Here is a 25611-nt window from a genome sequence, read left to right on the forward strand (position 1 = left end):
CCATTGCGGAAGATTCCCCACTGCTGCCTCCCGTAGGAGTTTGGGCCGTGTCTCAGTCCCAATGTGGCCGTTCATCCTCTCAGACCGGCTACTGATCGTTGCCTTGGTGGGCTGTTATCTCACCAACTAGCTAATCAGACGCAGACCCATCTTTTAGCGATAGCTTATATATAGAGGCCATCTTTAAATAACGAAACATGCATTTCATTATCAACATTCGGTATTAGCACCGCTTTCGCGATGTTGTCCCCATCTAAAAGGTAGGTTGTCTACGCGTTACTCACCCGTTCGCCACTAAATTACGCTCAACACCCATTCCTCTTGGTGTTTGCACTTTTTTAATGCGTGGTGAATTCACTTCGTTCATTCACCGCATCGCGTCTTCGCATTGCACCTTCTATAAAAGAATCGGTGTTAAGCGTAATTCCGTTCGACTTGCATGTGTTAAGCACGCCGCCAGCGTTCGTCCTGAGCCAGGATCAAACTCTCCAATAAATTTATTATTAGAAAGCCTAAATGGCTCAATAATTATCTTTTCTTTAAAAGAAATTGTTGTTACTTTATTGTAACATTTGTTTTGTGTTTCGTTTAAAACGAAACCCGCACATCTGGCATAATTGAATCAAGTAATACATTACTTAATATCTACATTGTTTAGTTTTCAAGGAACACATTTGTCTCAGCTGCTTACGCACCCTAGCGACATTTAAATATGATACCAGAACGTCTTTCTTTTGTCAACACTTTTTAAAAATTTCATTTCAACTTTTTTAAAGTATTTTAAGAAATGTTCTCCATATTTGTTTTATCGCCGCCTGACGACTTTTATTATTATAGAGCTACTCAAATTAAATGTCAATAGCTTTTTTGATAAAAAACTACAATTATTTTTCACTGCATTTAATGTCTTATTTTTCTTATTAAATCACCAAGCTATTTCTGCATTACATTAAAAAAGGATGCATAATACAGAACATCTTTCGTTTGTATTATGCATCCTTTTCGATTAAATATAACTATTTCTGCGTAAAATCGGAATAATTTTTATTGCACTCAGCGCGATAATAACACTTTGAATAACATCAACCGTTATATATGGAAGAAAACCAACTGCTAAAGCTGTCATGATTGTCATTTCTTTATTTAAATAGAACTTAACAACCATATATAAATATGCTACGCCAAAAATATAAACCGCACCTAAGCCTAATAGTATGATACCAAAAGTTGACCAAAATTTAATTTCCTTATTTTTATCAACAGATTTACCTACAATATAGGCGCAAGTTGCAAAGCCAATTAGATAACCAAACGTAGGTTGTAAAACATACGCTGGACCACCCCCATTTGCAAATATAGGGATACCAATCAAACCTATAAACAAATATAAAAACTGCGAATATAAAGCTTTCTTCGCCCCAAGGAACATTCCCGCATATGTACAAAACAAAAATTGTAACGTAAATGGCACTATTGGCGTTGGGACTTTAATAAACGCACCAATTCCCGTTAACGCCGCAAACAAGGAAATTAAAATCATATCTCGAACGGATAAATTCATATAAATCGCCTCTTTGTTAACTTTATTTTTTTAAGAGTTTACCGTACTTTTAAAATAAAATGTACAACATAGTTGCCGTACAAAATAAAATGGTGGATGGGGTTGGATTCGAACCAACGAAGGCAGAGCCGGCAGATTTACAGTCTGCTCCCTTTAGCCACTCGGGAACCCATCCGCATATAAAGTTATGGTGACCCTGGCAGGACTCGAACCTGCGACCCTTTGATTCGTAGTCAAATACTCTAATCCAACTGAGCTACAGAGTCATAACAAAAATGGTGGGCCCACCTGGGATCGAACCAGGGACCAATCGGTTATGAGCCGATTGCTCTACCGCTGAGCTATAGGCCCAAGTGGAGCGGAAAACGAGATTCGAACTCGCGACCCTCGCCTTGGCAAGGCGATGCTCTACCACTGAGCTATTTCCGCAATTGCACTAGAAATCCTAGCGACATTGATAAATTTTATCTTATTTTTTTCAATATGTCAATATATTTTATTCTGAAACTTGATTAATTAAATTACTATAGATAATCATACCAATGCAAATCATACTAATTCCGATCCAACTAACCGGCGATGGGAAAATTCCATTTAAAAATAAGACTTCTGTTATCGTTGCAAATATAATTTCTACAGACTGCGTAGCTTCGACCCCAGCTAATTTTGTCATATCGTCTTTTACTAAGTCAGTTGCCCAGAAAAAGAGTACTGTTGCAAGTAGTGATACAACAAAAGCTACAATTAAAACTTGAATCGTCTGACTAATGCTAGGTAACCCAACACTAACAAACCCATAGCCTGCCAAAACTATCCACCAAGGCAAGGTCACAATCGTCATTCCCAGAACGCGTTGAAATGCGTCTAACCTTCCTCCGCAGACCTCCATCATTTTTCTGTTTCCCAATGGATATGCAATTGCTCCAATTGTAATTAGAATAAAGCTAATCGTCAAATCCTCTAATCCAATAGCTTCAACATTTTCAAATTGAATAACACACACGCCTAAAATAATAAAACTCGATAAAAATAAACTGCGCCACGGAAACTTCTGCCTTACTTTTTTTCTCCTGCTTTCGTCTTAACAGTTCGATAGAAAAAAGGTGTCATACAAATTCCTGCAACCAAAGTAATCTCCCAATTCACTGCAACAAGCCATGCTGGCGCATGCTTTGCAGCGATTGTCAGTGGAATATAAAAAACAACAAACCCTATAAAACTCCACCAAAACCACCCTAATGGCTTTCGCTTAATTTCACAAAATACAGCGGCTAAGTTCTTTCGCCAATAGACAATGGGAAGTAACATTGGAAGTAAAAAAATATATCGCAAGGATGCTGCCCATATCCAGCTCCCGCCCTCCAATGCCATAGAACGATTTAATACATAAGTAAATGAAAATAAAAAAGCACTTATTATACCTAATATAATTGGTTTCACTAAATCCCCTCACACGTAAAAATAAAAAGAGTGAAAAGTATTCTTCTCACTCTTTTCCGAACTATTTTTGTGTCACAATAAGATGATAACGCCACTTTTTCAATTTATACCAAATCATTGGAACTACCAACATCGGTATACCTACATATAAAGTGGAACGTAAATCTTCTGTAAATGCAATTACCACTAAGCAAATGACTTGCATCCAAATACCAAACAAAGTTACATATGGGAAAAATGGAGTTTTATATTTTAAAGTATGTTCTAATCCTTCTGCTATTATCTTTTTACGAAAATTGTATTGACTCCAGCAAATCGATATCCATGCCATCGCTCCCGTAAATCCAGAAACAGCCAATAAATACGTATATGCTGTTTCACTTGCATCAATTGTATAAAGTAAAATAATCAACCAACAACCAATAACAGATGCGAGAATAGAGTTTTGCGGCATACCATTTTTATTTAATGACCCTAACCATTTAGGCGCCATATTTTCTTTTGCTAATGCATGTAAAGCTCTTCCACTGCCATATAAACCAGAATTAGAGCAGGAAATTGCCGCAGTTAATACAACAAAAGCAAATAAATTGCCAGCCCAGCCAAAACCATAGGAGCCTAAAGCTGCTGCAAACACACTTTCTTCTAAGGAAGCTTGATTCCAGGGGAAGATACTAATCAATAACGAAATTGGGATAATATAGAGCGCAATAATTCTCCATGTAACATTGCGAACTGCAATTGGAATGCTCTTTTCTGGATTTTTACATTCTCCAGCAGCTAATCCGATAATTTCAGATCCTTGAAAGTTAACCAATATAATAACCATCGTTAAAAATACTGTCCAATATCCACTCGGTGCAAAACCACCGTTTCCTAATAAGATATCTGTACCAATAAATCCTTGGTCACCGATAACACCGAAGCAAATTAAACTACTTACACCTACAAACATGACTAATGCTGCTATTTTCACAATAGCAAGCCAAAATTCACTTTCGCCAAATTTTTCAACGTGAAAAAGGTTGATGACCGTCACAATTAGTCCAAAGAGAACAGCCCACCAAACTTGACTAACTTCTGGAACAAACTTATTCATTATAATTCCAGCCGCTATCATCTCCGAAGGAACATACGCAATCCAATTTAACCAATACGCCCAACCCACTCCACATGCCCAGGTCGGAGATATATGTTCTCTCGCATACAATACAAATGAGCCTGATACAGGTTTTGCAACTGCCAGCTCAGCCAAACACAGCATAACACATAAAACAATAATCCCACCTAATAAATACGCTAAAACAGCTGCTGGACCAGCTTGCTCTAAAACATAACCAGTTCCTAAAAAATATCCGCTTCCAATAATTCCACCTAGTGAAATAAGTTGCAAATGCCTGTTTTTCAACCCTCTGTTCATTGACGGTTCTTTCATGACCTTTTTAACACACCCTTTTTCATTTAATTCTCTTTTTGAGTAATCTAAGAATACTACAAATAGTTCTAGATTGCTATAAAAAAATTGCATTTATTTTTTATTTTCTTATTTTTTATTTCATCACTAAAAATACTATCTTTTGTTGTACATCTTATCGGTAATATGATAAAATTTCTATCATTAATATAAAATTTAAATCATTCTATTTTTAGTAAAATCAAGGAGCCTAGAATGAATAACAAATACCTTACTATTCAGCAGTCAACAGTAGCTGAATACGAAATAAACAAATCTAGATTTATTGCTTATTTAGAACGTATAGCAACAGAAAATGAAGCAATTGAATTTATTGGAAAAATAAAAAAGAAACACTGGGATGCACGCCATAATTGTTCTGCCTATATTATTGGCGAAAAAGCAAATTTTCAAAAGGCCGATGATGATGGTGAGCCAAGCGGAACTGCTGGAAAACCAATGTTAGAAGTTTTGAAAAAAAACGGTCTAACTGATGTAGTAGTTGTTGTTACTCGTTATTTTGGCGGCATAAAATTGGGGGCTGGCGGCCTAATCCGCGCATATGGAACCTCCGTAACAAATGCAATTTCCGCTACACAAATTGTTGAAAAAGTATTATTTAGCCGTTTAGCAGTTACAATCGATTACACTTTATTAGGTACTTTAGAAAACAACTTGCATTTGAGCAAGTATATTATCGAAAGTAAAGAATTTACGGATAAAGTCACATTAAATATTCTCGTTCCTAAAACTACAGTTTCTTCTGTTAAAGAAGCAATCATCAATTGGACATCCTCACATTGCTCTATTACTCAATTAAATGAATTTTTTTATGAGATTTCAGTTTCTAATGAAGAAAAGAGTTAAAGCCTAATTAAAACAAATTACTAATTAAAAGCACAGAGGAAAATAATATTTCCTCTGTGCTTTTAAAATTTAGAATACAAAGCTTTATATTCCTCGGTTTTTTCAATGAGTTTGTAAATATATACGTGTACACCATTAGGGTCATCAATGACAAAGCTTCTTTCCCCCCAAGGTTTCTCTTGAATCTCTTGATAAATTAATAAGCCTTCTTTTTGCAATCTCTTATATTCAGCATCTACATCATCTACTTCTAACGATAAAATACAACCTCGTCCATTAAAAAATTCACCTTCTTCGCGTTCTGGCAACGTAAAACTAATCCCCGCATCACGTTTAGGTGTAACTAATTCAATATACCAATTGCTTTCAAAAGCCAATTCAAAGCCAAAGTGTTTCATATAAAAGTCTTTTGACTCTTGTAATTTTTCTGTGCTAAAAGTCACATCAATACGCTTTATCTTCATATAAGAAACTCCTTCCATTTAAACTAATATTAATTATTTCTGTTTTATTTTATAAAAACCTGCTACAAATTAAAACTAATCCTTATATAAAGTAGGTGAATACTCTTCGATGTTGAATATATACAAAGATAATTTAAAAAATGGAGTGAAGATATAGTTATGCTAGCTGAGTTAATTGAATCTGGATTTGGAAATAGTGAAGACTTTAATTGTGCTGAGAAAATTCTTTATGGCGCAAATCAAGCTTATCAATTGGGACTAAATAAAGATGCTTTAAAGTTATCAGCCGGATTTGGCGGTGGCATGGGTATAGGAGATACATGTGGTGCTTTAACAGCAAGTGTTATGGTATTAAGCCTGCTCTTTGTCAAAGAGCGTGCCCATGAAAGTTCAAAAATTAAGGAATTAACACAAAAATTATTTTCAAACTATCGCGATGAAATGGGAGATATAAACTGTACTCCACTCAAAGCAAAACATTGCCATCCCGAAAAAAAATGTTATAGCGTAATTTTTAAGGCCGCACAACTTTTAGACAAGATTATTTTAGAACATAAAAATGAAATCATAAAAGAAAAAGTTGCTATATGAATTTTCATATAGCAACTTTTTCTTTTATGATTCAATTCCAATAAAATTATCTTTTAGGTATTCACCAATTTTTTCGCCAATAATTTTTTTACCTTCAACATCTGGATGTAATCCATCACTTGATAATTCAGGACGGAGCCAGCCATTAAAATCAGATAACTCGTGTGTAATATCTACATAATGTGTTTGTCTTTTTATCCATTCATTTACAATTCGTTCTTCTCTTAGCCATCCACTCGTCGCCACAATATTAGATACTGTCTTCATCTCATAAGGATTAATTGGCGCTACAGTAACAAATACAGGGGTAATATTATAAAATGAACATTTATATTTGATACGATTTAATCCTTGTATCACCTCAACGCCTTTTGTCCCTGCACGCAAATCGTTAATTCCACCCATAATCACAAGTATCTCTGGTTTAAATGCCAAGACATCGTCATTAAACCTAGCAAGCATATCAGAAACAGTATTGCCACTATAACCTAAATTACGAATTTTCAATCCTGAATAATACTGCCAATCATATAACGGCTCACTTGGAGGTACCGACACAGCACCGCCGCCATGCGTAATACTATCGCCTAAGGATGCAATCTTCCCACCGCTTTCAACGTTAAAAATTACTGGTTCTGACCACTTTCCAAGCGGAATATCCGAGTTATTTTTTGCACGAACACGCCACCAATAACGACCAGCCTGTCTATAGGCCTGTTCATCATAATAATCAAACGCAGATTCCCCTTGTATTTCTTTTGCTACAATTAGCTTATCCGGAGTTGTTAAATTATGATCTTCATCATAATAAACTTGCAAATCATATCCAGATGCTTTCAAGACAGGTATCCATGAATAAACTGGATACATTTTTGCATATGGCAACTCATCAAACTTCGTTGTAGGCAATGGACTAACTGGGTCTAGCTGAGCTTCGCTTATTTTATGAGGCTGAGAAAATTTATTCAAAGGCTTCTTATTAATATCAATTCCTCTTACTGACCAATATAAGTCACCATTCTCTAAATTAAGTAAAGATGCATCAAGCTCATACCCTGGTGTAGAAATCCATTCATTTTTCCAAACAGCTTGACTCGGTTTATTTGTTTTTCCTTTTGTAACGATCAATTCATATCCCGCGGCATCAGGAACAGTATCCCAAACTATCCGAATCTTTTTTACATCATTCATTTCTTTCTTTTTTGCAAAAACATCATTTGATGAAAAAAGACTCATACAAAAGATTCCACTTAAAAACAGAATAAAAAATTTTTTTAACATCTTATTTATAAATCCACTCCAAATCCAATAAAAATAGCCGGGCAAGCAACCCAGCTATCATTATACTACAAAATTCTCTTAACGTGTAATAATTCTTACCAAACGATCGTATAGTAAATAGTCCCACATCCATTTTACGAAAACAACCACTTTACTTCTAAAATCAATTAATCTCCAAATATGAACAACAAGCCAAATCATCCACGCACTAAAGCCGCTTGATTTATAACTGCCCATACTAACAACTGCTTCATTACGCCCAATCGTCGCCATATTTCCAACTGGTTTAAACTTAAATTCTTTTAGCTCTTTCTCCCGAATGGAATTTACAATATTATGAGCTGCTACATCTGCCTGTTGCATTGCTACAGGCGCAACGGTTGCTAGTGGTCGTCCATCTTGAATAAAATGCGCCATATCGCCAATGACAAAAACTTCTGGATGATCTGCAACTTGTAAAAATTCATTTACCATAACACGACCACCGCGATCCTGCTCACATCCCATTGTATCTGCAATACTTTCTGCACGCACACCAGCTGCCCAGATCACTGTATTGGTTGGAATAATTTCTCCACCTTTAATTTCTAAGTTCTTTCCATCATAGCCTAATACCTGTACGCAAAGTCGAACTTCTACATGTTTACGGATGAGTGTTTCAACCGTAACATCGCGCAATCTTTCAGGCATCATCGGTAGTAATTTATCCGTAGCTTCAACTAGTACAATACGAACCTCTTTAAAATTAAGTGTATGATATTCTTTTGCCATTACTAGATAAATAAGTTCTGAAAGTGCCCCAGCTTCTTCAACACCTGTCGGTCCTCCGCCAACTACAACGAAAGTAAGCATTGCCTTTCTTTTAATCGGATCGGTCTCATGCGCCGCTAACTCAAATTGACGTAATACATGGCTGCGAATCTGCACTGCTTCTTCCAAAGTTTTCATACCTAAAGCATTTTTTGCAAGATTTTCCATCCCAAAAAAATTTGTTGTAGCACCAGCAGCCATTAATAAATAATCATAGCCTACTTCACCATTATCCGTCACTAATTTTTTATTTTTCAAATCAACATTTTCGACTGTAGCTAAACGAAAATTTGCATTATTATATTTTTTAAATGTAGCTCTTACTGGATAAGCAATATCATCAATGGATAAACATGCTGTGGATACTTGATATAATAAAGGTTGAAACAAATGGTAATTATTTCTATCAATTACTGTTATATTTATATTGGAATCAGCCTTCGCTAGTTTTTGTGCTGCTCGAATTCCACCAAAACCTGCCCCAACAACAACAACATGAGGCTTTTTCATATCTTCATTCATCATTTTTTATTCAACTCCTAAAGCTGTCTTTATTTAATAGGATTTCTAAACGATTGAGAACTATGTCATCTGCCATAAAAACAAATTTTAACCTAACTATATTATACTTAAAGTTGAATTTATATGTTCTCAAAAAAGAAAGTTATTTTTTTAACAATCTTCTCTATATAAAAAACCGTTAGTAATAACAGTTTGTTAAATTACTGATTAAATCAAGTATTACTTTATTTAATCAATGATATTATATTCAAATCACAGCAAACCTATTTACCATGCAAAAATTTTCATAAAGATAAATGATTAAGTTCAAAAATTAACTTACTCTCGCATAGAAAAAACTGTTTTATTCAAACAGCTAAAAACTCTCTTGCAATCCTTATCAAAAACCTTTGTTAAATTGTAATATTTTTATCCCATGCAGTACATTATATTCGATAGTAAAAAAAATAACAATCACTTTTTATAAAATTCACACTTTTTTAACAAACTTTTTTGAAATCCGACAAATATATTTCAAAACATTAAAAAATTAGGCGATTTCTTATCTCAGAAACCGCCTAATTTTTTAATATTTTTTCCTTTTCATTGATGAAGGATATCCCATCTGTTCGCGATACTTCATCACTGTCCGTCGCGATATTTTCATATCTTTTTCTTTCAGTAATTCACATATCTGCTGATCACTTAATGGATTTTTTTTATCTTCAAGTTCAATAAAATCTCTCATCACATCTTTTATCTGACCAGCAATTAGCTCTTCTTGATGTATGCCTAAATTTGCCTGAAAGAAATTTTTTAAACGAATTAATCCATATGGGGTTTGTGCATATTTGTTAGCAACAGTACGACTTACCGTTGATTCATGAATGTCTAATTCTTCAGCTATTGTTTTCATCAACAAAGGTCTCATAAACTTCTGACCTTTATCAAAAAATTCTTTTTGCTGCTCAACAATTGCAGTCATTACTCTATATAAAGTATTCCGACGTTGCTCAATACTTCGCATCAACCAAGTAGCTGCATTAACTCTTCCTTCAATATATTTCTTCGTTTCGCTATCTAAATCTGCTATATTCTCATAACTTTTACTAATTCTAAGTTTTGCTAACCCATAATCATTAATAATCACAACGTATTCATTGTTAATTTTTCTTACAATTACATCAGGAGTAATATATTCAGCCTGATCACTACCAAACTGCAAACCAGGTTTTGGATTAAACTTTTGAATAATTTTAGCAGCCTGCTGTACTTCACTAGGTGAAAAATGAATTTGTTTTGCAATTGCCTTATAGTTTTGCTGCCCCAGTTCATTCAAATAAGAATCAATTAGAAGCTGAACAATTCCATGATAAACATCCTGTTGCTTTGCTTGAATCGTCAAACACTCTTTCAATGATCTTGCCCCTACGCCATCCGGCTCAAAAGTTTGAATAACCTCTAGTACCTCTTCTATATAATTCCTTTTCTGATGAAAAATTGCTGCAAATTCTTCTACAGAATTCTTTAAGTATCCATTATCATCTATACACCCAATCATATATTGGGCAATTTTTCTCTGCAAAGGATCAACAAAACTTAACTCTACTTGAAGTTCTAAAGTTTCAAGCAAGCTCGGCTTTAAAGATGACTTTGATTCAAAATTAACTTCTTCTCGATCAGGATTTATCATAGCATTCGAATAACTGGTATCATCATCTAAATATTTAGCTAAAGCTTTAATTTCTTCGAACGAATACGTAGTTTCATTTTCTGAATTATCATCATACTCTTCTTCAAATTCCACTGCTGGATTCTCCAAAAATTCACTTTCAACCAAATCTGATAATTCCTGCGCAGATAGCTGTAAAATCTCAATTGCCTGCCTCAATTGTTGAGTCATAGCTAATTTCTGCTGCAATTTTAAATTTAATCTCTGTTCCATAAGCTTTACCTCATTTTCAGCAAGTATTTTTATCTGATGACTAGGATTCAGATGGCGTTACAATTCTATCCGAATCAAGTCTTCCTTCATTGAAAATAGCCGCTGCAATAGCGCCGCCAATACCAGAACCTTGATTTTCTAAAATAACCTTAATATTTTTTGCTTTTTCATCTCCTAAAAGTTCAACAAAAGTCTTCTGAATTAATTGTGCATAGCCAGGCATTTTCTCATATAAAGAACCATCAATCGCGATATGATGCTTGTTATTAAAATTAAAATCCATATGTTGTATAATTCCAATATACCCAGCCGTTACAAGTCTTGCCGAACGCCTGATAATCCGTTTCGCAATCTCTACAATATATGAATATTCTATCTCTGTAAAAGTATCTTCAATTTGAGCGAAAAAAATTTCTTTTATTTTCCGATAATTAGGACTAGAATCTTGTATAATCTCTGATAAATCTTTGCTTGTAAGCACTATCTCCTGTTTTATCATACCTAACTCCTTCAAAACCAATACAAGCAACCGTCCTAAATATTTTCCAGCAACCATTTTTTCAAATAATTGTTCACCCTTCTTTTCACTTTGTTGATCTAAAATCTTGTCAAACGTATTTAATCGTAAATGACTAAAATTACCGGATTCCAAGTTGATAATCATTGGACATCGCTTTCCGTCATAAGATTCTAGATAAGCTGTATTATGCCCAGTTCCACAAATTGAACCAATATGAACACAATCATCCTTATATGCAGCCGCTAATATCGTTGCAACCGTATCATTGATAACAGCTACTGGAATAATATTACTACGACCTTTCCTTATTAATGCATCACTTAGCAATGCATTAACATCCTTTCCTTCCACTCCTTGTACAGCAAACTCTTTCGTCCATACTATGAGTCGCGCATGATTTAATGCAGACTGCTCTGATGGAAAAGAAAATGTATGGCCTAAAAAATATCTATATTCATCATCCGTAACTTTTCTAATTAATTCCGCAATAAAATCAAATAACTCTTCCGCACAAACATTGTTAGTTATATAATTATACGATTCCGTAATTAACGGCGCAGTCACTTTTTTTATCACTTTAAAACGCCCTTGTCCAAGCAATGCAATTAGCAATATACGCAGATTAGTTCCTCCAAAATCCAAAGCTAAATAATGTCCTTTTTCTTCACCATTTGGTAATTGCAAATAGGATTTTAACATTTTAAAAGAAGATTTTTCTTTTTTTAATCCCCGTTCAATTTCCTGGCAAAAAGCATCGGCAATCCTCTTTAATTGGCTAGAATCAATCTCAAACTCCTGTAAAAATTCATTTATCTTTGACTCTATAGCTCCCATACAACCACCAGCCTATTTTAAATCTTCTAATTGCATTATAAATGTTTTCCTCAAGAAAGCCTTCCACTCGACGTTTCAACGAGGCAGAAGATATATGCCACACCTGTTATTTACAGTTACGCTCGCACCTATTTAGAGGTGGGAGAAATCTTGTTCCGAGTTATATCATAATCTACTTTATTCCTATGGATAATAAGAAATGCCGAAAAAGAAACTTTTTTCTCTCGGCATTTCTTATTTATATGATACACAAGGACATTTCAGTAATTTAAATAAATTGCTAAAATTCTTAAAATACTAAATATCCATTATTGATTTGGTTTTGTTGCCAAATATAAGCCCGTTCCCATCAACAACAAAAATGCAATAATTCCAAAAATTTTCGTTGTTTTAGAATATTTACCATAACGATAAAACAAAAACAATCCCGCTGGAAAGAAAATAAAGGTTACGAGCATGATAAACCATGGATTTTGATGGATATTTGCAATTTTGGGTACTTCCTGAAACTCTTCCGGTTTTACTTTCTTCTCAATTTTAGGACGATTCAATTTAAAATTTTTTTGCATCGAACTTTTACGTTTTGCCAAATCATCACACCATCTTTCTATTATCCCTATTATTGATATCTAGATGCTGGCAATATTTCTAACCAATATCCATCTGGATCGCTAATAAAATAAATGCCCATTTCTTTATTCTCATAACAAATACAACCCATTTTTTCATGCAATGCATGTGCTGCTTCATAATCTTCCACTAAAAAAGCCAAATGGAATTCATTTTCGCCTAAATTATATGGCTCTTTTCTTTCATGTAAATAAGTCAGCTCTAATTGATGGGAAGTAGTACCATCGCCCAAAAATACTAAAGTGAAATTCTTTCCTTCCTTACGGCGTACTTCTTTTAATCCTAAAGCTTCATGATAAAAAGCCAAACTTTTTTCTAAGTCAAAAACGTTTAAGTTATTATGGAAAAACTTAAATTGCATAATTAGACTCCCCCTTTATATTCATCTTGTACGTAATTTTCTACACAAACAATAAGATATCCTCCTACGATTGACCTTCAACAATTTCTTCAAGATATGCCCATCGTTCCATTAAATTCTCTAGCCTTTTTACTAACTGCTCTTCATCTTTAGTCAACTGTGCAAGAAGTTCAAAATCTGCACCAGCCATATTGATTTGTGAACGTACGGCTTTTAGTTCACCTTCAGCACTAGCAATCACAGCTTCAATTTCGTCATACTCTTTTTGCTCTTTAAATGAAAGTTTACGCTTAGTTGCTATCATACGAGGTTTTTCTTTCGGCGCAGTTTTAATCTCATTTACCACTGTTTTATTATCTTCTGCCCGCTTATCTAAAATCGCTTTGTAATCTAAATATCCACCAATATATTGCGTTAATTTACCATTTTCCTCATAAGCAAAAACCTTATCTGCTAAACGATCAATAAAATATCTGTCATGCGAAACAAATAAAATTGCCCCATTAAAATTGTCAATAAAATCTTCCAATATCGCTAATGTTTGAATATCCAAATCATTTGTTGGCTCATCAAGCAATAATACATTTGGTTCGCTCATCAAAATTCTAAGCAAAAATAAACGTCTTTTCTCCCCACCGGATAATTTTGCAATTGGCGTCCATTGCAAATTCCCCGGAAATAAAAACAGTTCCATCAATTGACTTGCGCTAAGCTTTGTTCCATCAGCCATCGTCATAAAATGCGCCGCTTCGCGAATATACTCAATCGCACGCAATCTTTCATCCATATCCACATTACTTTGACAAAAGTATCCGATTTTAACGGTTTGCCCAATTTTTATAATGCCATTTGTCGGTTCAATTTTTCCAGCAATTAAATTAAGTAACGTTGTTTTTCCCGAACCATTTTTCCCAATAATCGCTACCCGGTCATTTCTCAGGACAATATAGGAAAAATCATCGATAATTTTCTCACCATTTACTTCATAGCTGACATTTTCAAGCTCAATTACCGTTTTACCGAGACGCGTAGAACCCAAACTCATTTCCATTTTAGCGTTTTGAATGTCAACTTTTCTATTACTTAATTCTTCAAACCGTTCAATTCTCGCTTTTTGTTTTGTCGAACGAGCTTGTGCACCACGACGCATCCATGCTAATTCTGTACGCAATAAATTCTGACGTTTTCTTTCACTTGCCTCTTCTTGTTCTTCCCGCATCATTTTTAACTCAAGAAAATTTGTGTAATTTCCCGTATATGTATAAGCTTTTCCTTTATCAAGCTCAAGAATCTTTGTCGAAACTTTATCTAAAAAGTAACGATCATGCGTAATCATCAAAAGTGCACCTTTTGCTTTTTTCAAATATTCTTCTAGCCAACAAATTGTTTCACTATCCAAATGATTCGTAGGTTCATCTAAAATCAATAATTCACAAGGCTGAATCAAGGCACTCGCAAGTGCTACCCGTTTCGCCATTCCACCAGAAAGCTGCCCCGCCTTTAGATTATAATCACGTATTCCAAGTTTCGTTAGAACAGTCTTCGCATCACTTTCAATTTGCCATCCATCCAACTCATCAATCTTTTGACTTAAATTGAGCAATTGTTGTTGTATTTTTTTATCTTCAGCCGCTTTTTCGCTAATCGACAGCAACATTTCATACTCACGCAACACTTGCATTAATGGATCAGTGCCTTTAAAAACTTCCATCAAAATTGTATTTTCTGCATCCAACTCACTATCTTGCGCTAAATACCCAACCCGCATCGTCTTCGCTTTTATCAAGTTTCCCGAATCCGCCGGAAGTAGCCCGGCAATCGTCTTGATAAAAGTGGACTTTCCCGTTCCATTTACACCAACAATTCCAATTTTGTCCCCTTCATCAATACCAAAACTAATATTTTCAAATAAAGTTTTATCACCATACGTTTTCGTTAAATTTTCAATTGATAAAATCATCTAATAACCTCTTTGCAAACTAAAATTCTTTAATTATTATAACATAATCCCGCTTACTTCGTTGAATGCTTTAAATAACACCTTTAATATGGGACAATAAAATAATATTCTATATATTTCATTCGATAAATAGTAACAATTGAGAACAATTGGGGACGTTCCTTTTTTGTCAACATCTCGCTATAATACCTCTTGATATTCCTGTTGCTCGTTCTATCTCTCTTATTGATAATCCTAATTTTTTCAACTTTCTCAAAATTTTATTTCGTTCTATTATTTCAAAACTTCCTATCCTATGCGGCTCCATATTATTCGTAGTCTTTATGATTATCTGGCGAATTTCTTGTTCACTTAGTTTTTTTCGTCCGCTTACTTCAAATTCATTTTCTACTATCTTTTCATGAGCTTTTTCCCATTCTTTTATTCCTAACATTTCTAATGATAATTTTACATCCACAAATTCTTGTTTACCTCTATATTCATTAAAACTACTATATTTGTAGTTTTCTAATCTTTTTACAATTCCCGCTTTCAATGGGTTTTGATGTATATATACAATCAAAGGAATGAAGTATTCATCAATTTCTACTACTTTACTTTTGTATCTACTTCCTATTAAAGCTCCGCTTCTTTGATATTTTTTATTAAATTTCATTACGTATTTTGTTAATAATCTCTTTATTATTGCTGATATATCCCCTAGATGGGCTTCTTTCAATAGAATATGTACATGATTTGCCATTAAACAATATGCATGAATCTCAAACTGCATTTCTTGTTTTAATTTTTTGATGATTTCCAGCATATATTCAAAATCTTGCTCTTCCTCAAAGATATTTTGATGATTAATTCCCCTAAATACTACATGATAAAATCCACTCTTACTTAACCTTCTTGCTTCGCGCGACATTTTATCACCTCTCCGTCCCAATTATATTCAAGTGTATTATTAGTGACAAAAAAGGAACGTCCCCCTTGTTCTTAGGAACGTCCCCCTTGTTCTTAGTACAAGCGTTGACGGAATCATTTAACCACCTCATTGTTTGCAAAACTTCTTTTTATGTGCACCAAGCCGAATCAATTCATCATAAAGCTGCTTTATCCCCGGATGCCCAATTAAGTAATACTTATCATTAGCGGAAATCAGCAGTAGTTTTCTTTGGTAATAATGATTAAAAACAAGTGCTTTTTTATCATTTTTCAAGCGATAACGTCCTGTTCCCAATCCGGGAACACCTGCACCTGATTCACGCCATACCGGTTCCCACTCACTTTCAAAATCTACAAATCCTATTTCCATACCACTTATTTGAACATCATCAGATGAAAGATATGCGTTTATATGATATGTATTTCCATCTATCTGCCATCCACTATTACACACTGGAATTAAACCAATAAACAAAAAGAGGCATATAAAAAGAAAGAATAAAAAAATAGAGAAAATCTTTGCTATACGGCTTGCTACTATCCTATACAAAAAAACAGAAAAAATAAAAGGGATAATCTCAAAAAAAATTAACAATGCTGTTGCGAAAAAATTTCCCGTAATATACATTACATTTAATGCTTCTAAAAATCCAATCTGATACTCCATAGTATCCCTCCCAGATTTAGTATTCTTTGTTTATCTTTACTCAGATAAAATTTCAAAGTCTTTTACCTTTGCACCCAATTCGATCAATTGATTATAAAGATTTTCTATCCCTATATGACCGATAAGATAATACTCTCCATTTGTTTCAATGAGTAATTGCTCTGATTGTTCTAAATGTTGAAATACTACCGCCTGCTTTTTGTTTCTTAATCTACATTTTCCTGCCAATAGACCTGGAATACCGACACCGCATATACGAAACTGTGGACTCCATTCACTCTCTTTTCCGATAAGAGCAATTTGAGTCAAAGATATTTTGATTTTTCTTTTTATTGTAAAAGCTTTTATCTCTAAAATGTCCTCCTCAATCCTCCATCCACTTTGAAAATTCTGAATTGCAAAAAGTACCAACGGCATAATAACTCCAAAAATTACAATAAGCCATATTATAAAATCATCCTCTGGTACATAAAAACGGCAAATAATAATCGGCATAATAAATAAGAGAATACTAAGTACCGAAAATGCTTTGTTATTTGAAATAAATATTGCTTTTACTGAATCACACCAATTGAGTTTATATTGCACAAAATCACCCCTTCTAAAATCATCCTAAATAGATAACTACTTAAATACTATTTAAAGTTTATCCTAAAATTACACCCTCCTTCTATATAAAAAACCACCCACTTTCTCCAATAGAAAATGAGCGGTTACACTATTAGCTCCAGACAGTCCAAGTGTCCATGTACAGACTGCTCTTCATCACTTCATTATTTTTTCGCTATAATCTTACTGTTTCCCCACAAAGATACTTTATCTGTAATAATCTACATAAATTTTACAAGTTATGCTTTTATTATATATTTTCCACTTTTATTTGTAAATATTTTTATTCAATGTAAAAATTTATGTATTTTGCAATAAAAAATGACTCTATAATCAATGTAGTGATTTTGAAATTCATCACGACCATCCCTTTATTATAGAGCCACTTTTTCTAATCTACTTTGAAGCAGTTATTCTGTTGTATAAATTTATTAAAAAATAATCACTATTTTTAGCAAATTAGCTGAAAATTTATCTTATGAATTATATTGCTAAGCCTCTCCAACTAACTTGCCTATTTATTTTATTGAGCCAGCTTCTTCTGGTCTCTTTTCAATATATCGGATAAACTCCTCAAACTCTATCGCGGGACTGTAAAGATAGCCTTGATAGTTTAAACATCCTAATTTTTCTAATTCAACTCGCTGATTTTCAGTCTCTACATATTCAGCTAAAACAGTAAACCCAAGTGTATGCGACAACGCAATGATAGAAGAAACAATTTCTTTCGATCTTGGATTCTCCATGATTTTTTTTACCAGTGTTCCATCTAGCTTCACCATATCAAATTGATTCACTTGCAAATACTTTAATGAAGTATGTCCCATAGAAAAATCATCAATGGCTAGCTGAAAACCTCGTTTGCGAATTCGTGCAAACATCGCTTCTGTATCCTCATCACAACATAAAGCAGTTTGTTCAGTAATTTCTAAACAGATACTTCCTTTTTGAACCGACTTTTTCTTAGAAACCTCATCTAAAAACTTTTCAAAAGTTGTATCTTGTATTGTAATAGCCGATACATTGATACAAATTTTTAATGGCTCTTTTCGGTTGAAATTAATAAATTCCATATCATGCACTGCTCGCACAACAACGAATTTTTCTAAATCTTTTAAAAAACCTGCTTCTTCCGCTAATTTTATCATTAATGGCGGATAAATCATCCCTAAAAATTCATGTTCCCAGCGCAATAAAGCCTCTGCTCCTACACATTGCTGTGAATGATTATACTGAGGTTGATAAAAAAGCTTTAATTTTTTTTCTTTTAACGCTTCATTTAACTCAACAAGCAGTGCTTTTGCTAACCTCCCACGCTGATCTTGTAATTGTGTTAAAATAATATTTTTATTTATTTGCTCATTTTTTTGTAAAGTATCAATTAAATCTTGCAAATAATTTTTAGATATACGAATTTTTTCTGCGTCATATACCCGAATGAACGGACGATAAATGAATGTACCTACAAGCAAAATGATGCCTTGTAACACTGCTCCCATGTACGACTCCGTTGCAAAATAACCTGAAAAAAATATTGGCATCGTCCAATGAATATCATGTGTTATCACAGGAACAAGTCCTATACTTACGGAAAAATAGGCAATACAATAGCCAATAATCGGGACACCAATAAACGGAATAAATAAAATAGGATTAAATACAGTAGGTAACCCAAATACTAAAATTTCACTTACATTAAAAAGTATCGGTACTGCCGCAATTTTTGCTATTCCACGGCTGCTCTTCCGTTTGCTAAAGAAAAAAACCGCCAACAATAAACATGTCGAAGTTCCACACCCGCCCATAAGAATATAAATATTAAAAAATTCTTTCGTCAAAATTTCATGAGGGATCCCCCCCATGCTAGTTACAGGAACATTAAGGACTACCGTTGAAGGAAATAAATGCTGTGCAACTCCTTCCAAAACATTACTTCCATGAACACCCAAAAACCATAAAAAAGTAGTAGAAAAAACCCAGCAAATTCCGCCCAAAAAGGACCTGCCTTCTTGAGAAAATAACAAGTTAGCTATCTGTAAAAAAAAATCTTGAAATGAAGAATATCCTAATCCTTGTACAACAACTGCGTTTATGCTCGCACAAGGAAAAATAATGAACAAGATCGGAAAGATTTCCGAAATTGCTTTATTTATATTACTGTCTACACCAACTGAAGAAAATTTATAATAACACTTTTGAGAAATATTTTTTCCATATTGATAGAAAAGAACTGGAATGATTGCAGATACGATGCCAGTAAACACCCCTAAAGCACCAAATGAAGTCAAATTAAAATTATTTCCTGAAGCGCCTGTAAAAATAAAAAAGCAAGCAACTGCTGTTAATGGGATTCCATACTTAGAACCGTATAATTCTATATTATCTCTCGCATATACACTGCTAATTGCTAACATAATGTAAAGTGCCAACATCCCAAAAGTAGCATCATAGATATAATTCATAATGTTTAAAACAACACCATTGCCAAATGAAGATAAAAAACTTTGATATTCTTGAACAGGAATATTTTTGCAGATTAGAATGAATGAGCCAATCAATACAATTGGTATTGTCATTACTAGTCCATTTCGTATGGAGCTTATTACAGGAAATTTTTCAATAGTCTCAAATAAATTCAAAATCTTCTGATACATCAATTCACCCACCATCGTCCAATATATTCCTTCTTCTTTTCTCGACATTATCTTACCATATATTACTTAATAGATAAATAAAAAAATGATAGTTGAGGCGAGAAATGATTTGCCCAACTATCATTTTTTTATATTTTTTTACTTTGTGCATGCACTTCATCTTGATACTGTTTCCCCATAGCAATCCATTTTGCCCATGAATTTTCACTATTGGCAAACGAATTTAATATTTTAGTTTGAATCGCATGTGCTCCGCCAAGAATATTGAAATTTTCTACAATAAAGCAATAAATTAAGCATCCTAGGCTTACTAACCCAATGCTAATTAAAATCTCCCATATCGAAGGGAAGTATCCTGTGCCATGATAACTCAGCATAGAAGTAAATGTATAATTCATACGATTTAAAATTACGCCACCTACTGTTAAAGTCCCGTAAATGACTAACCATGCCCGTTGATTTGCCAGCGAACTAAAAATGATTGCTATCGGAATAAATATTCCTGCCACCATTTCTAACCAAAACATATTACTAGAAAATGATCCATCAAATAAAAATGCAATTTTGTCATTCCAGTATAGATCACCAAATCGAATCAGTACATAAGCAATCATAACTCTGCCACCTACACGAGACAACATTTTCAACACATCTACTGGAATCGTATGCGAATATGCTCTTCTTGCTAATTCTGTTTCCAAGCATAACATCGCTGAGCCAACGAAAAATGAAGAAAGTAAAAAGTAAAGCGGCATCAATTCACTCCACCAAATCGGATCCATTTTTGATTTCATGATTAAAAATAATCCGCCCAAAGTCGCTTGATGAATTACCGGAAAAATTAGCCCAATGAAAATTAAAAAGGGAACAATTTTCATGGCGATTTTATTTACTCTTTCACTAATTCTCTCTGTAACAATTTCACAAAAGAATTGTAATCCAGCTACTGTTATATAAATAGATACACAAACTAATACCGCAAATAAAACTGAAGTATATCCCATTGATACCATTGGACGCCAAAAGTTATGCCATTGACCAATATCAAGGAGTAATCCAACCATAACTAAGATATAACCAAACAAAGAAGTTAACAACGCACCGCGTGCAACTTCTTCATACTTTTGATAGCGAAAGCTATAAACCAATAACGCAGAACCATATCCACCACCGGCAAGTGCTACCCCTACCATATCATCAAAAGCAATCCATAAGCCCCACGGCCATTGATCATTTAAGTTTGTTACCAGACCGAATCCTGTTAAGAGACGAACTACAATAATTGCCGCGCATATCGCTACAAATCCAGTTAATATAAATCGAATCGGCGTAATTGTAAACTTCCAACCTAAAAAATCTAGTTGTTTATATGTGCGCCCCATATCTATCCCCTCCTACTCTTCTTGTTGTTTTTCTTTTTCCAATTTACTTCTTCTATTACTATAGTAAGCAAGACCAGCCAAAAAAGCTCCCCAACCAACTGCTAAAAACGGTACTTTTGATAAATAACGCTCTGTATACGTAGATGGTGGTATCGATTCTAAATGCGTTTTAAAACCAAGCTTTTCAAAGTCAACATCTGAAATATACAGCCAGTTTGTCCCACCAACTTCAGTCGCTCCATAAATTTTTTGTATATACTTTGCATCACTATGAATTCTACGCTCAGCTTCTTCTAATAAATCATCACGATTACCAAATGTCATCACATTCGTTGGGCAAACACCAACACAAGCCGGCGCCTCTCCATGCGCAATCCTCGACGAACACATTTGACACTTCGTTACAAAAGGCAGCGCTTTTTCCCATTCATATTTAGGAACATCAAAAGGACATGCTACCATACAATATCGACAACCGACACATAAATCCGGATAATAAACCACCGCACCATTTTCATCCTTTTGCAAGGCTTTCGAAAAACAAGCAGATGCACAAGCTGGCTCAAGGCAGTGCATACATTGTTGTTTAACAAAACGCCATATAGGATTCCCCTGATTGTCTTTTATTTCGTGTTTTGTTACAATCGTCCAGTTTTTATCATTTAAAACCGCTTCTTTTCCAGTCTCATTTGTCGCCGGTTTTTCTTTATTAAAATCAGTTCCATTCCACAATTTGCATGCTACAGTGCAGCTGCCACAACCAATACATTTTGTTAAATCTACTAATACCCCTTTCGTCGTAGACATCTTTTTCACCTCACATCACTTATTTTTTTATTGTCAATTGATGACTTCTATCCGTATAATGCGTATGCAATAATTGCTCAGCTTTTTCACTCAGTGGTTTTTCTAAAAATTGATCATATAAATCTTGCACTTCTTTATTTTTATGACTTAAACGCTTTATGCTTCTCTTACTATCCAGTTTATATAAATTTTGCATTCTTAAAGTTCTTACTTCATCACTTGGTGGCAGGGAAGTTCTTGGCTGTCCACCACCAGCAATACAACCGCCTGGGCAAGCCATAAATTCAACAAATTGCCAAGGTGCCGTATGATTACGAATTCTCTCCATAATAATACGCGCATTTTTTAAACCGCTGCATACTGCAACTTTTACTTCACCAACACCCGGTACATTTGCCGAGGCTTCTTTTACCCCTGCTAATCCGCGAACTGCCTGCCAATCTAATAACACTTCCGGCGGATCTTGCTTTGTTACCAACCAATATAAAGTACGAACTGCAGCTTCCATTACTCCACCTGTAGTACCAAAAATTTTTCCTGCCCCTGTACCTTCTCCTAGAATTGAGTCGTATTCAGTATCTTCGAGTGTAGTTAGATCAATATTATTCATTTTTATCAATCTCGCTAATTCGCGTGTAGTTAGGACATAATCCACATCACGAATATTTTTATCCCCCAACATTATTCCTGCTGCATTCATTTCGGGACGATTACATTCGTATTTTTTTGCCGTACAAGGCATGATAGAAACAGAAACAATATCTTTCGGATGAATGTTTTTATGCTTCGCATAATAAGTTTTTGTTAATGGACCAAGCATTTGTTGTGGTGATTTACAGCTTGATAAATGTTCCATAATATCGGATCCAAAGTATTCACAAAATTTTACCCATCCCGGACAACACGAAGTAAATTGAGGCAGCTTATTCGGTTCTTTCAGCACTCGATGAACAACTTCCGATGCTTCTTCCATAATTGTTAAATCTGCCGAATACGTTGTGTCAACAACCGCATCAAATCCTATCTTTTTTAGTGCAGCTACTTGTTTTCCCTCAACGATTGTACCCGCTTCAAGTCCAAATTCCTCCCCTAATCCAACCCGTGTTGCTGGTGCGGTTTGCACGATGACAAATTTAGTCGGGTCATTTAATGCTTTTACTACCTCGTTAATGTTTGATTTTTCCGTGATTGCTCCCGTTGGACACCACAAAGTACATTGTCCGCAATGCACACAAGGGGTATCATCCTTTATCGGTAGTTCATAGCTTCCATATACACTCATTACATTTTGGCAAACTTCCAAACATTGACCGCATAAAATGCATTTCGCATCATCGCGCATAATTGATGGATTCTTGCTATCAATTGCAATTCTGCCTTTTACTTTTATCGGATAGTTTTTTGATCCTTCGTATTGATTCGGCATCCAACCAGTACCTCCAGAAGGTTTGCCGCTACATCCTGCTGCTAATACACTAGTTCCTAAAACACCTGTACTGCTTACCAACTTTAAAAAATTTCTTCGCGAAATTTTATTTTTCATTTCATTCCCCTCCATTTCTTTAAGATAAATATCTTAAAATAAAAAACCATAACATCCTCGTATATTACTGATAGTAACTACGTATAGTTATGGTGTCATTAATATTATTAATAACCAAATAATACTAAAATAACTTTTACTTATCTTAATTATTAAAAAAAATTAATCATCATAACTTTTCTCTTATAAACTCTAGTTATAATTATATTTCATTTGATTATATTTTATTAGCTAATATATAAATACAATTTATATATTAGCCGAAAAAAATTTTTCTTTCGCTATCGCTTACATTATAACTCTAGAAAACAAAAAAGTACAGAGGAAAAATTCCTCTGTACTTTTACTACATCATTGTAAAACTATTTTTTATCCTCAAATACTTGCTGAGCACTAGAAGACCAAACTTGCAATCCACTATTATTAGCATTTTGCACACGAACTTGTACGGCATATTCATCGCCAATAACTTTAAAGTTTTCCACAATAAAGCAGTAGATTAAACATCCTATAGAAATTAAGCCAATACTCACGATAAACTCCCAAACCGATGGGAAATAGTTTCCGTTAGTATACATTGAAGTAAATACGTTATTCATCCGATTTAAGACAACTCCACCAACCGTTAGCCATGAGTAAAGCATCAGACCACGTCTAGTATTCACAATTGAACTAAAAATTAGACAAATCGGTATAATAATACCAAACACCATTTCCACAATATATAAATTACTTTGCAAGCTGTTTTCCAATAATAATCCCCATTGATTTTGAACTGTAAGATCATAAAGTTTTAGTAAAAGATATGCCACCATAACTCTTCCACCAACACGTGTTAAACGTTTTAGCACATTATGAGGAACTTCATGTGCATATCCTCTTCTCGCTAAATCAGTTTCCACACAGACCATTGCTGAGCCAACGAAGAAGGATGAAAGTAAGAAATACAGCGGTAAAAACTCACTCCACCAAAGTGGATACATTTTCGCTTTAAACAGCAAAAACAAACCACCTAGTGAGGATTGATGCATCATTGGGAAAATAAGCCCGATAATAATCAAAATCGGTAAAATCTTTAATACTTTCAAATGATAACTCTTAGCAATACGCTCTGTTAAAACTTCGCAAAACTCTAAACTAAGTATCGTTGTATAAATAGAAACACACCAGAAAACTTCAAATAAAACGGAGCTATACCCCCATGAAACGAATGGACGCCAGAAATTATACCATTGTCCAATATCTAAAAATAAACCAACCATAACTAAGATATAGCCAAAGAGAGATGTTAAAAGAGCACCTCTGGCAACTACTCTGTATTTTTTGTAATCAAAACTATGTACTAATAACGCTGTAGAATAACCACCGCCGGCAAGTGCAACTCCTGTCATGACATCAAATGCAATCCAAAGTCCCCAAGGTGTTTCATCAGTCAAATTTGTAACATACTGATATCCCGTAACAAGTCTTACTATGATTGTCCCCAAACAAATAAGTGCTAATCCCGTTAAAAAAAAACGCATAGGGGTAATTGTAAAAGTCCATCCTAAAAGCTCAAGCTGTCTGTACTTCTTCTCCATAAATAGCATCCTTTCCATAGCAAGCAATAACAAAAAATACATATCGTAATACATCAACAATACTAATTATCATATGACTGCTATTTCTACATTTTCATCAAAATATAATCCCCCAAAGTAACACTATAAGCGAAAAATTCTCTGCTTTTCATACAGCTAATGCATTAAGCAAACAAATAGTGTCTTTCTCCTCTTCCTAAAACCACTATTCGCTATCATGA

The 25611-nt window shown here is 34.3% G+C and carries 21 protein-coding genes, 4 tRNA genes, 1 rRNA gene, 1 pseudogene and 1 riboswitch; of the genes and pseudogenes, 2 read left to right on the top strand and 25 right to left on the bottom strand.

What is annotated here, in order from left to right; genetic code table 11:
* The 9 genes and pseudogenes from ACWZFG_RS08225 to ACWZFG_RS08265 form a co-directional block, all read right to left on the bottom strand.
* Positions 1-495 (bottom strand): 16S ribosomal RNA (locus ACWZFG_RS08225); the annotation flags it as partial.
* Positions 496-1006: 511 nt separating this feature from the next.
* Positions 1007-1561 carry a biotin transporter BioY gene (locus tag ACWZFG_RS08230; RefSeq protein ID WP_177505094.1) on the bottom strand — a complete coding sequence of 185 codons (555 nt, stop codon included), beginning with the start codon at positions 1559-1561 and terminating at the stop codon, positions 1007-1009.
* Positions 1562-1651: 90 nt separating this feature from the next.
* Positions 1652-1736, bottom strand: a tRNA-Tyr gene (locus tag ACWZFG_RS08235).
* A gap of 13 nt (positions 1737-1749) precedes the next feature.
* A tRNA-Arg gene (locus ACWZFG_RS08240) sits at positions 1750-1827 on the bottom strand.
* 10 nt (positions 1828-1837) lie between these two features.
* Positions 1838-1912: transfer RNA gene (locus tag ACWZFG_RS08245), tRNA-Ile, on the bottom strand.
* Positions 1913-1915: 3 nt separating this feature from the next.
* Positions 1916-1990, bottom strand: a tRNA-Gly gene (locus tag ACWZFG_RS08250).
* Between the two features lie 67 nt (positions 1991-2057).
* Positions 2058-2603, bottom strand: a pseudogene (locus ACWZFG_RS08255) (multidrug resistance efflux transporter family protein); the annotation flags it as partial.
* A gap of 14 nt (positions 2604-2617) precedes the next feature.
* A complete protein-coding gene (locus tag ACWZFG_RS08260) occupies positions 2618-3001 on the bottom strand; it encodes a multidrug resistance efflux transporter family protein (protein WP_455577399.1) in 384 nt (127 codons plus the stop codon).
* Between the two features lie 61 nt (positions 3002-3062).
* Positions 3063-4436 (bottom strand): amino acid permease, encoded by a 1374-nt coding sequence (locus ACWZFG_RS08265; RefSeq protein WP_455577400.1) that lies wholly within the window; start codon positions 4434-4436, stop codon positions 3063-3065.
* 234 nt (positions 4437-4670) lie between these two features.
* Here ACWZFG_RS08265 and ACWZFG_RS08270 point away from each other — a divergent pair, with 234 nt between their 5' ends.
* Positions 4671-5321: a YigZ family protein gene (locus ACWZFG_RS08270; RefSeq protein WP_177505729.1), complete on the top strand. Its 651-nt coding sequence runs from the start codon at positions 4671-4673 to the stop codon at positions 5319-5321.
* Positions 5322-5383: 62 nt separating this feature from the next.
* Here ACWZFG_RS08270 and ACWZFG_RS08275 read toward each other — a convergent pair whose 3' ends face one another.
* Complete coding sequence (locus ACWZFG_RS08275) at positions 5384-5785, bottom strand: VOC family protein (RefSeq protein WP_177505728.1); 402 nt, start codon at positions 5783-5785, stop codon at positions 5384-5386.
* A 159-nt stretch (positions 5786-5944) separates the two neighbouring features.
* On the opposite strand from ACWZFG_RS08275, the gene ACWZFG_RS08280 reads away from it, so the two are divergent.
* Positions 5945-6376 (top strand): C-GCAxxG-C-C family (seleno)protein, encoded by a 432-nt coding sequence (locus ACWZFG_RS08280; RefSeq protein WP_177505727.1) that lies wholly within the window; start codon positions 5945-5947, stop codon positions 6374-6376.
* Between the two features lie 24 nt (positions 6377-6400).
* Here ACWZFG_RS08280 and ACWZFG_RS08285 read toward each other — a convergent pair whose 3' ends face one another.
* From ACWZFG_RS08285 to nrfD (ACWZFG_RS08355), 15 genes are all read right to left on the bottom strand, one after another.
* Positions 6401-7657 (bottom strand): SGNH/GDSL hydrolase family protein, encoded by a 1257-nt coding sequence (locus ACWZFG_RS08285; protein WP_455577401.1) that lies wholly within the window; start codon positions 7655-7657, stop codon positions 6401-6403.
* A gap of 78 nt (positions 7658-7735) precedes the next feature.
* Positions 7736-8992 carry an NAD(P)/FAD-dependent oxidoreductase gene (locus ACWZFG_RS08290; RefSeq protein ID WP_177505725.1) on the bottom strand — a complete coding sequence of 419 codons (1257 nt, stop codon included), beginning with the start codon at positions 8990-8992 and terminating at the stop codon, positions 7736-7738.
* Positions 8993-9554: 562 nt separating this feature from the next.
* On the bottom strand, positions 9555-10913 hold the full coding sequence (gene rpoN, locus ACWZFG_RS08295) for an RNA polymerase factor sigma-54 (RefSeq protein ID WP_177505724.1): 1359 nt from the start codon (positions 10911-10913) through the stop codon (positions 9555-9557).
* 40 nt (positions 10914-10953) lie between these two features.
* Positions 10954-12267 (bottom strand): hexokinase family protein, encoded by a 1314-nt coding sequence (locus ACWZFG_RS08300; RefSeq protein WP_177505723.1) that lies wholly within the window; start codon positions 12265-12267, stop codon positions 10954-10956.
* A 308-nt stretch (positions 12268-12575) separates the two neighbouring features.
* The gene (locus ACWZFG_RS08305; RefSeq protein WP_177505722.1) at positions 12576-12857 is read right to left on the bottom strand and encodes a hypothetical protein; all 282 of its coding nucleotides are present in this window, start codon (positions 12855-12857) and stop codon (positions 12576-12578) included.
* Positions 12858-12886: 29 nt separating this feature from the next.
* Positions 12887-13258, bottom strand: coding sequence for a VOC family protein (locus ACWZFG_RS08310; protein WP_147666580.1), 372 nt, complete (start codon positions 13256-13258; stop codon positions 12887-12889).
* Positions 13259-13322: 64 nt separating this feature from the next.
* The gene (locus ACWZFG_RS08315; RefSeq protein WP_455577402.1) at positions 13323-15218 is read right to left on the bottom strand and encodes an ABC-F family ATP-binding cassette domain-containing protein; all 1896 of its coding nucleotides are present in this window, start codon (positions 15216-15218) and stop codon (positions 13323-13325) included.
* A 169-nt stretch (positions 15219-15387) separates the two neighbouring features.
* Positions 15388-16128: a transposase gene (locus ACWZFG_RS08320; protein WP_177505720.1), complete on the bottom strand. Its 741-nt coding sequence runs from the start codon at positions 16126-16128 to the stop codon at positions 15388-15390.
* Positions 16129-16254: 126 nt separating this feature from the next.
* Positions 16255-16815, bottom strand: a complete 561-nt coding sequence (locus ACWZFG_RS08325) for a PH domain-containing protein (protein ID WP_455577403.1) — start codon at positions 16813-16815, stop codon at positions 16255-16257.
* A gap of 36 nt (positions 16816-16851) precedes the next feature.
* Positions 16852-17403 carry a PH domain-containing protein gene (locus ACWZFG_RS08330; RefSeq protein ID WP_455577404.1) on the bottom strand — a complete coding sequence of 184 codons (552 nt, stop codon included), beginning with the start codon at positions 17401-17403 and terminating at the stop codon, positions 16852-16854.
* Between the two features lie 110 nt (positions 17404-17513).
* A riboswitch (cyclic di-GMP riboswitch) is annotated at positions 17514-17596 on the bottom strand.
* Positions 17597-17942: 346 nt separating this feature from the next.
* Entirely contained in the window at positions 17943-20126 is a 2184-nt protein-coding gene (locus tag ACWZFG_RS08335; protein WP_455577405.1) for an EAL domain-containing protein, read from the bottom strand.
* Between the two features lie 80 nt (positions 20127-20206).
* On the bottom strand, positions 20207-21460 hold the full coding sequence (nrfD, locus tag ACWZFG_RS08340) for an NrfD/PsrC family molybdoenzyme membrane anchor subunit (protein WP_455577406.1): 1254 nt from the start codon (positions 21458-21460) through the stop codon (positions 20207-20209).
* A 12-nt stretch (positions 21461-21472) separates the two neighbouring features.
* Positions 21473-22267 carry a 4Fe-4S dicluster domain-containing protein gene (locus ACWZFG_RS08345; RefSeq protein ID WP_177505715.1) on the bottom strand — a complete coding sequence of 265 codons (795 nt, stop codon included), beginning with the start codon at positions 22265-22267 and terminating at the stop codon, positions 21473-21475.
* A 19-nt stretch (positions 22268-22286) separates the two neighbouring features.
* On the bottom strand, positions 22287-23810 hold the full coding sequence (locus ACWZFG_RS08350; RefSeq protein ID WP_418627029.1) for a [FeFe] hydrogenase, group A: 1524 nt from the start codon (positions 23808-23810) through the stop codon (positions 22287-22289).
* A 362-nt stretch (positions 23811-24172) separates the two neighbouring features.
* On the bottom strand, positions 24173-25390 hold the full coding sequence (nrfD, locus tag ACWZFG_RS08355; RefSeq protein ID WP_418627030.1) for an NrfD/PsrC family molybdoenzyme membrane anchor subunit: 1218 nt from the start codon (positions 25388-25390) through the stop codon (positions 24173-24175).
* Positions 25391-25611 lie beyond the last annotated feature (221 nt).

The sequence above is a fragment of the Anaerosinus sp. genome (assembly GCF_965318445.1).

Coding starts and splice junctions, on each gene's coding strand:
- ACWZFG_RS08350 (WP_418627029.1), bottom strand. CDS start 23,810: ATGAAAAATAAAATTTCGCGAAGAAATTTTTTAAAGTTGGTAAGCAGT.
- ACWZFG_RS08320 (WP_177505720.1), bottom strand. CDS start 16,128: ATGTCGCGCGAAGCAAGAAGGTTAAGTAAGAGTGGATTTTATCATGTA.
- ACWZFG_RS08270 (WP_177505729.1), top strand. CDS start 4,671: ATGAATAACAAATACCTTACTATTCAGCAGTCAACAGTAGCTGAATAC.
- ACWZFG_RS08315 (WP_455577402.1), bottom strand. CDS start 15,218: ATGATTTTATCAATTGAAAATTTAACGAAAACGTATGGTGATAAAACT.
- ACWZFG_RS08345 (WP_177505715.1), bottom strand. CDS start 22,267: ATGTCTACGACGAAAGGGGTATTAGTAGATTTAACAAAATGTATTGGT.
- ACWZFG_RS08335 (WP_455577405.1), bottom strand. CDS start 20,126: ATGTCGAGAAAAGAAGAAGGAATATATTGGACGATGGTGGGTGAATTG.
- ACWZFG_RS08325 (WP_455577403.1), bottom strand. CDS start 16,815: ATGGAGTATCAGATTGGATTTTTAGAAGCATTAAATGTAATGTATATT.
- ACWZFG_RS08265 (WP_455577400.1), bottom strand. CDS start 4,436: ATGAAAGAACCGTCAATGAACAGAGGGTTGAAAAACAGGCATTTGCAA.
- ACWZFG_RS08280 (WP_177505727.1), top strand. CDS start 5,945: ATGCTAGCTGAGTTAATTGAATCTGGATTTGGAAATAGTGAAGACTTT.
- ACWZFG_RS08230 (WP_177505094.1), bottom strand. CDS start 1,561: ATGAATTTATCCGTTCGAGATATGATTTTAATTTCCTTGTTTGCGGCG.
- ACWZFG_RS08275 (WP_177505728.1), bottom strand. CDS start 5,785: ATGAAGATAAAGCGTATTGATGTGACTTTTAGCACAGAAAAATTACAA.
- ACWZFG_RS08285 (WP_455577401.1), bottom strand. CDS start 7,657: ATGTTAAAAAAATTTTTTATTCTGTTTTTAAGTGGAATCTTTTGTATG.
- nrfD (WP_418627030.1), bottom strand. CDS start 25,390: ATGGAGAAGAAGTACAGACAGCTTGAGCTTTTAGGATGGACTTTTACA.
- rpoN (WP_177505724.1), bottom strand. CDS start 10,913: ATGGAACAGAGATTAAATTTAAAATTGCAGCAGAAATTAGCTATGACT.
- ACWZFG_RS08290 (WP_177505725.1), bottom strand. CDS start 8,992: ATGATGAATGAAGATATGAAAAAGCCTCATGTTGTTGTTGTTGGGGCA.
- ACWZFG_RS08310 (WP_147666580.1), bottom strand. CDS start 13,258: ATGCAATTTAAGTTTTTCCATAATAACTTAAACGTTTTTGACTTAGAA.
- ACWZFG_RS08300 (WP_177505723.1), bottom strand. CDS start 12,267: ATGGGAGCTATAGAGTCAAAGATAAATGAATTTTTACAGGAGTTTGAG.
- nrfD (WP_455577406.1), bottom strand. CDS start 21,460: ATGGGGCGCACATATAAACAACTAGATTTTTTAGGTTGGAAGTTTACA.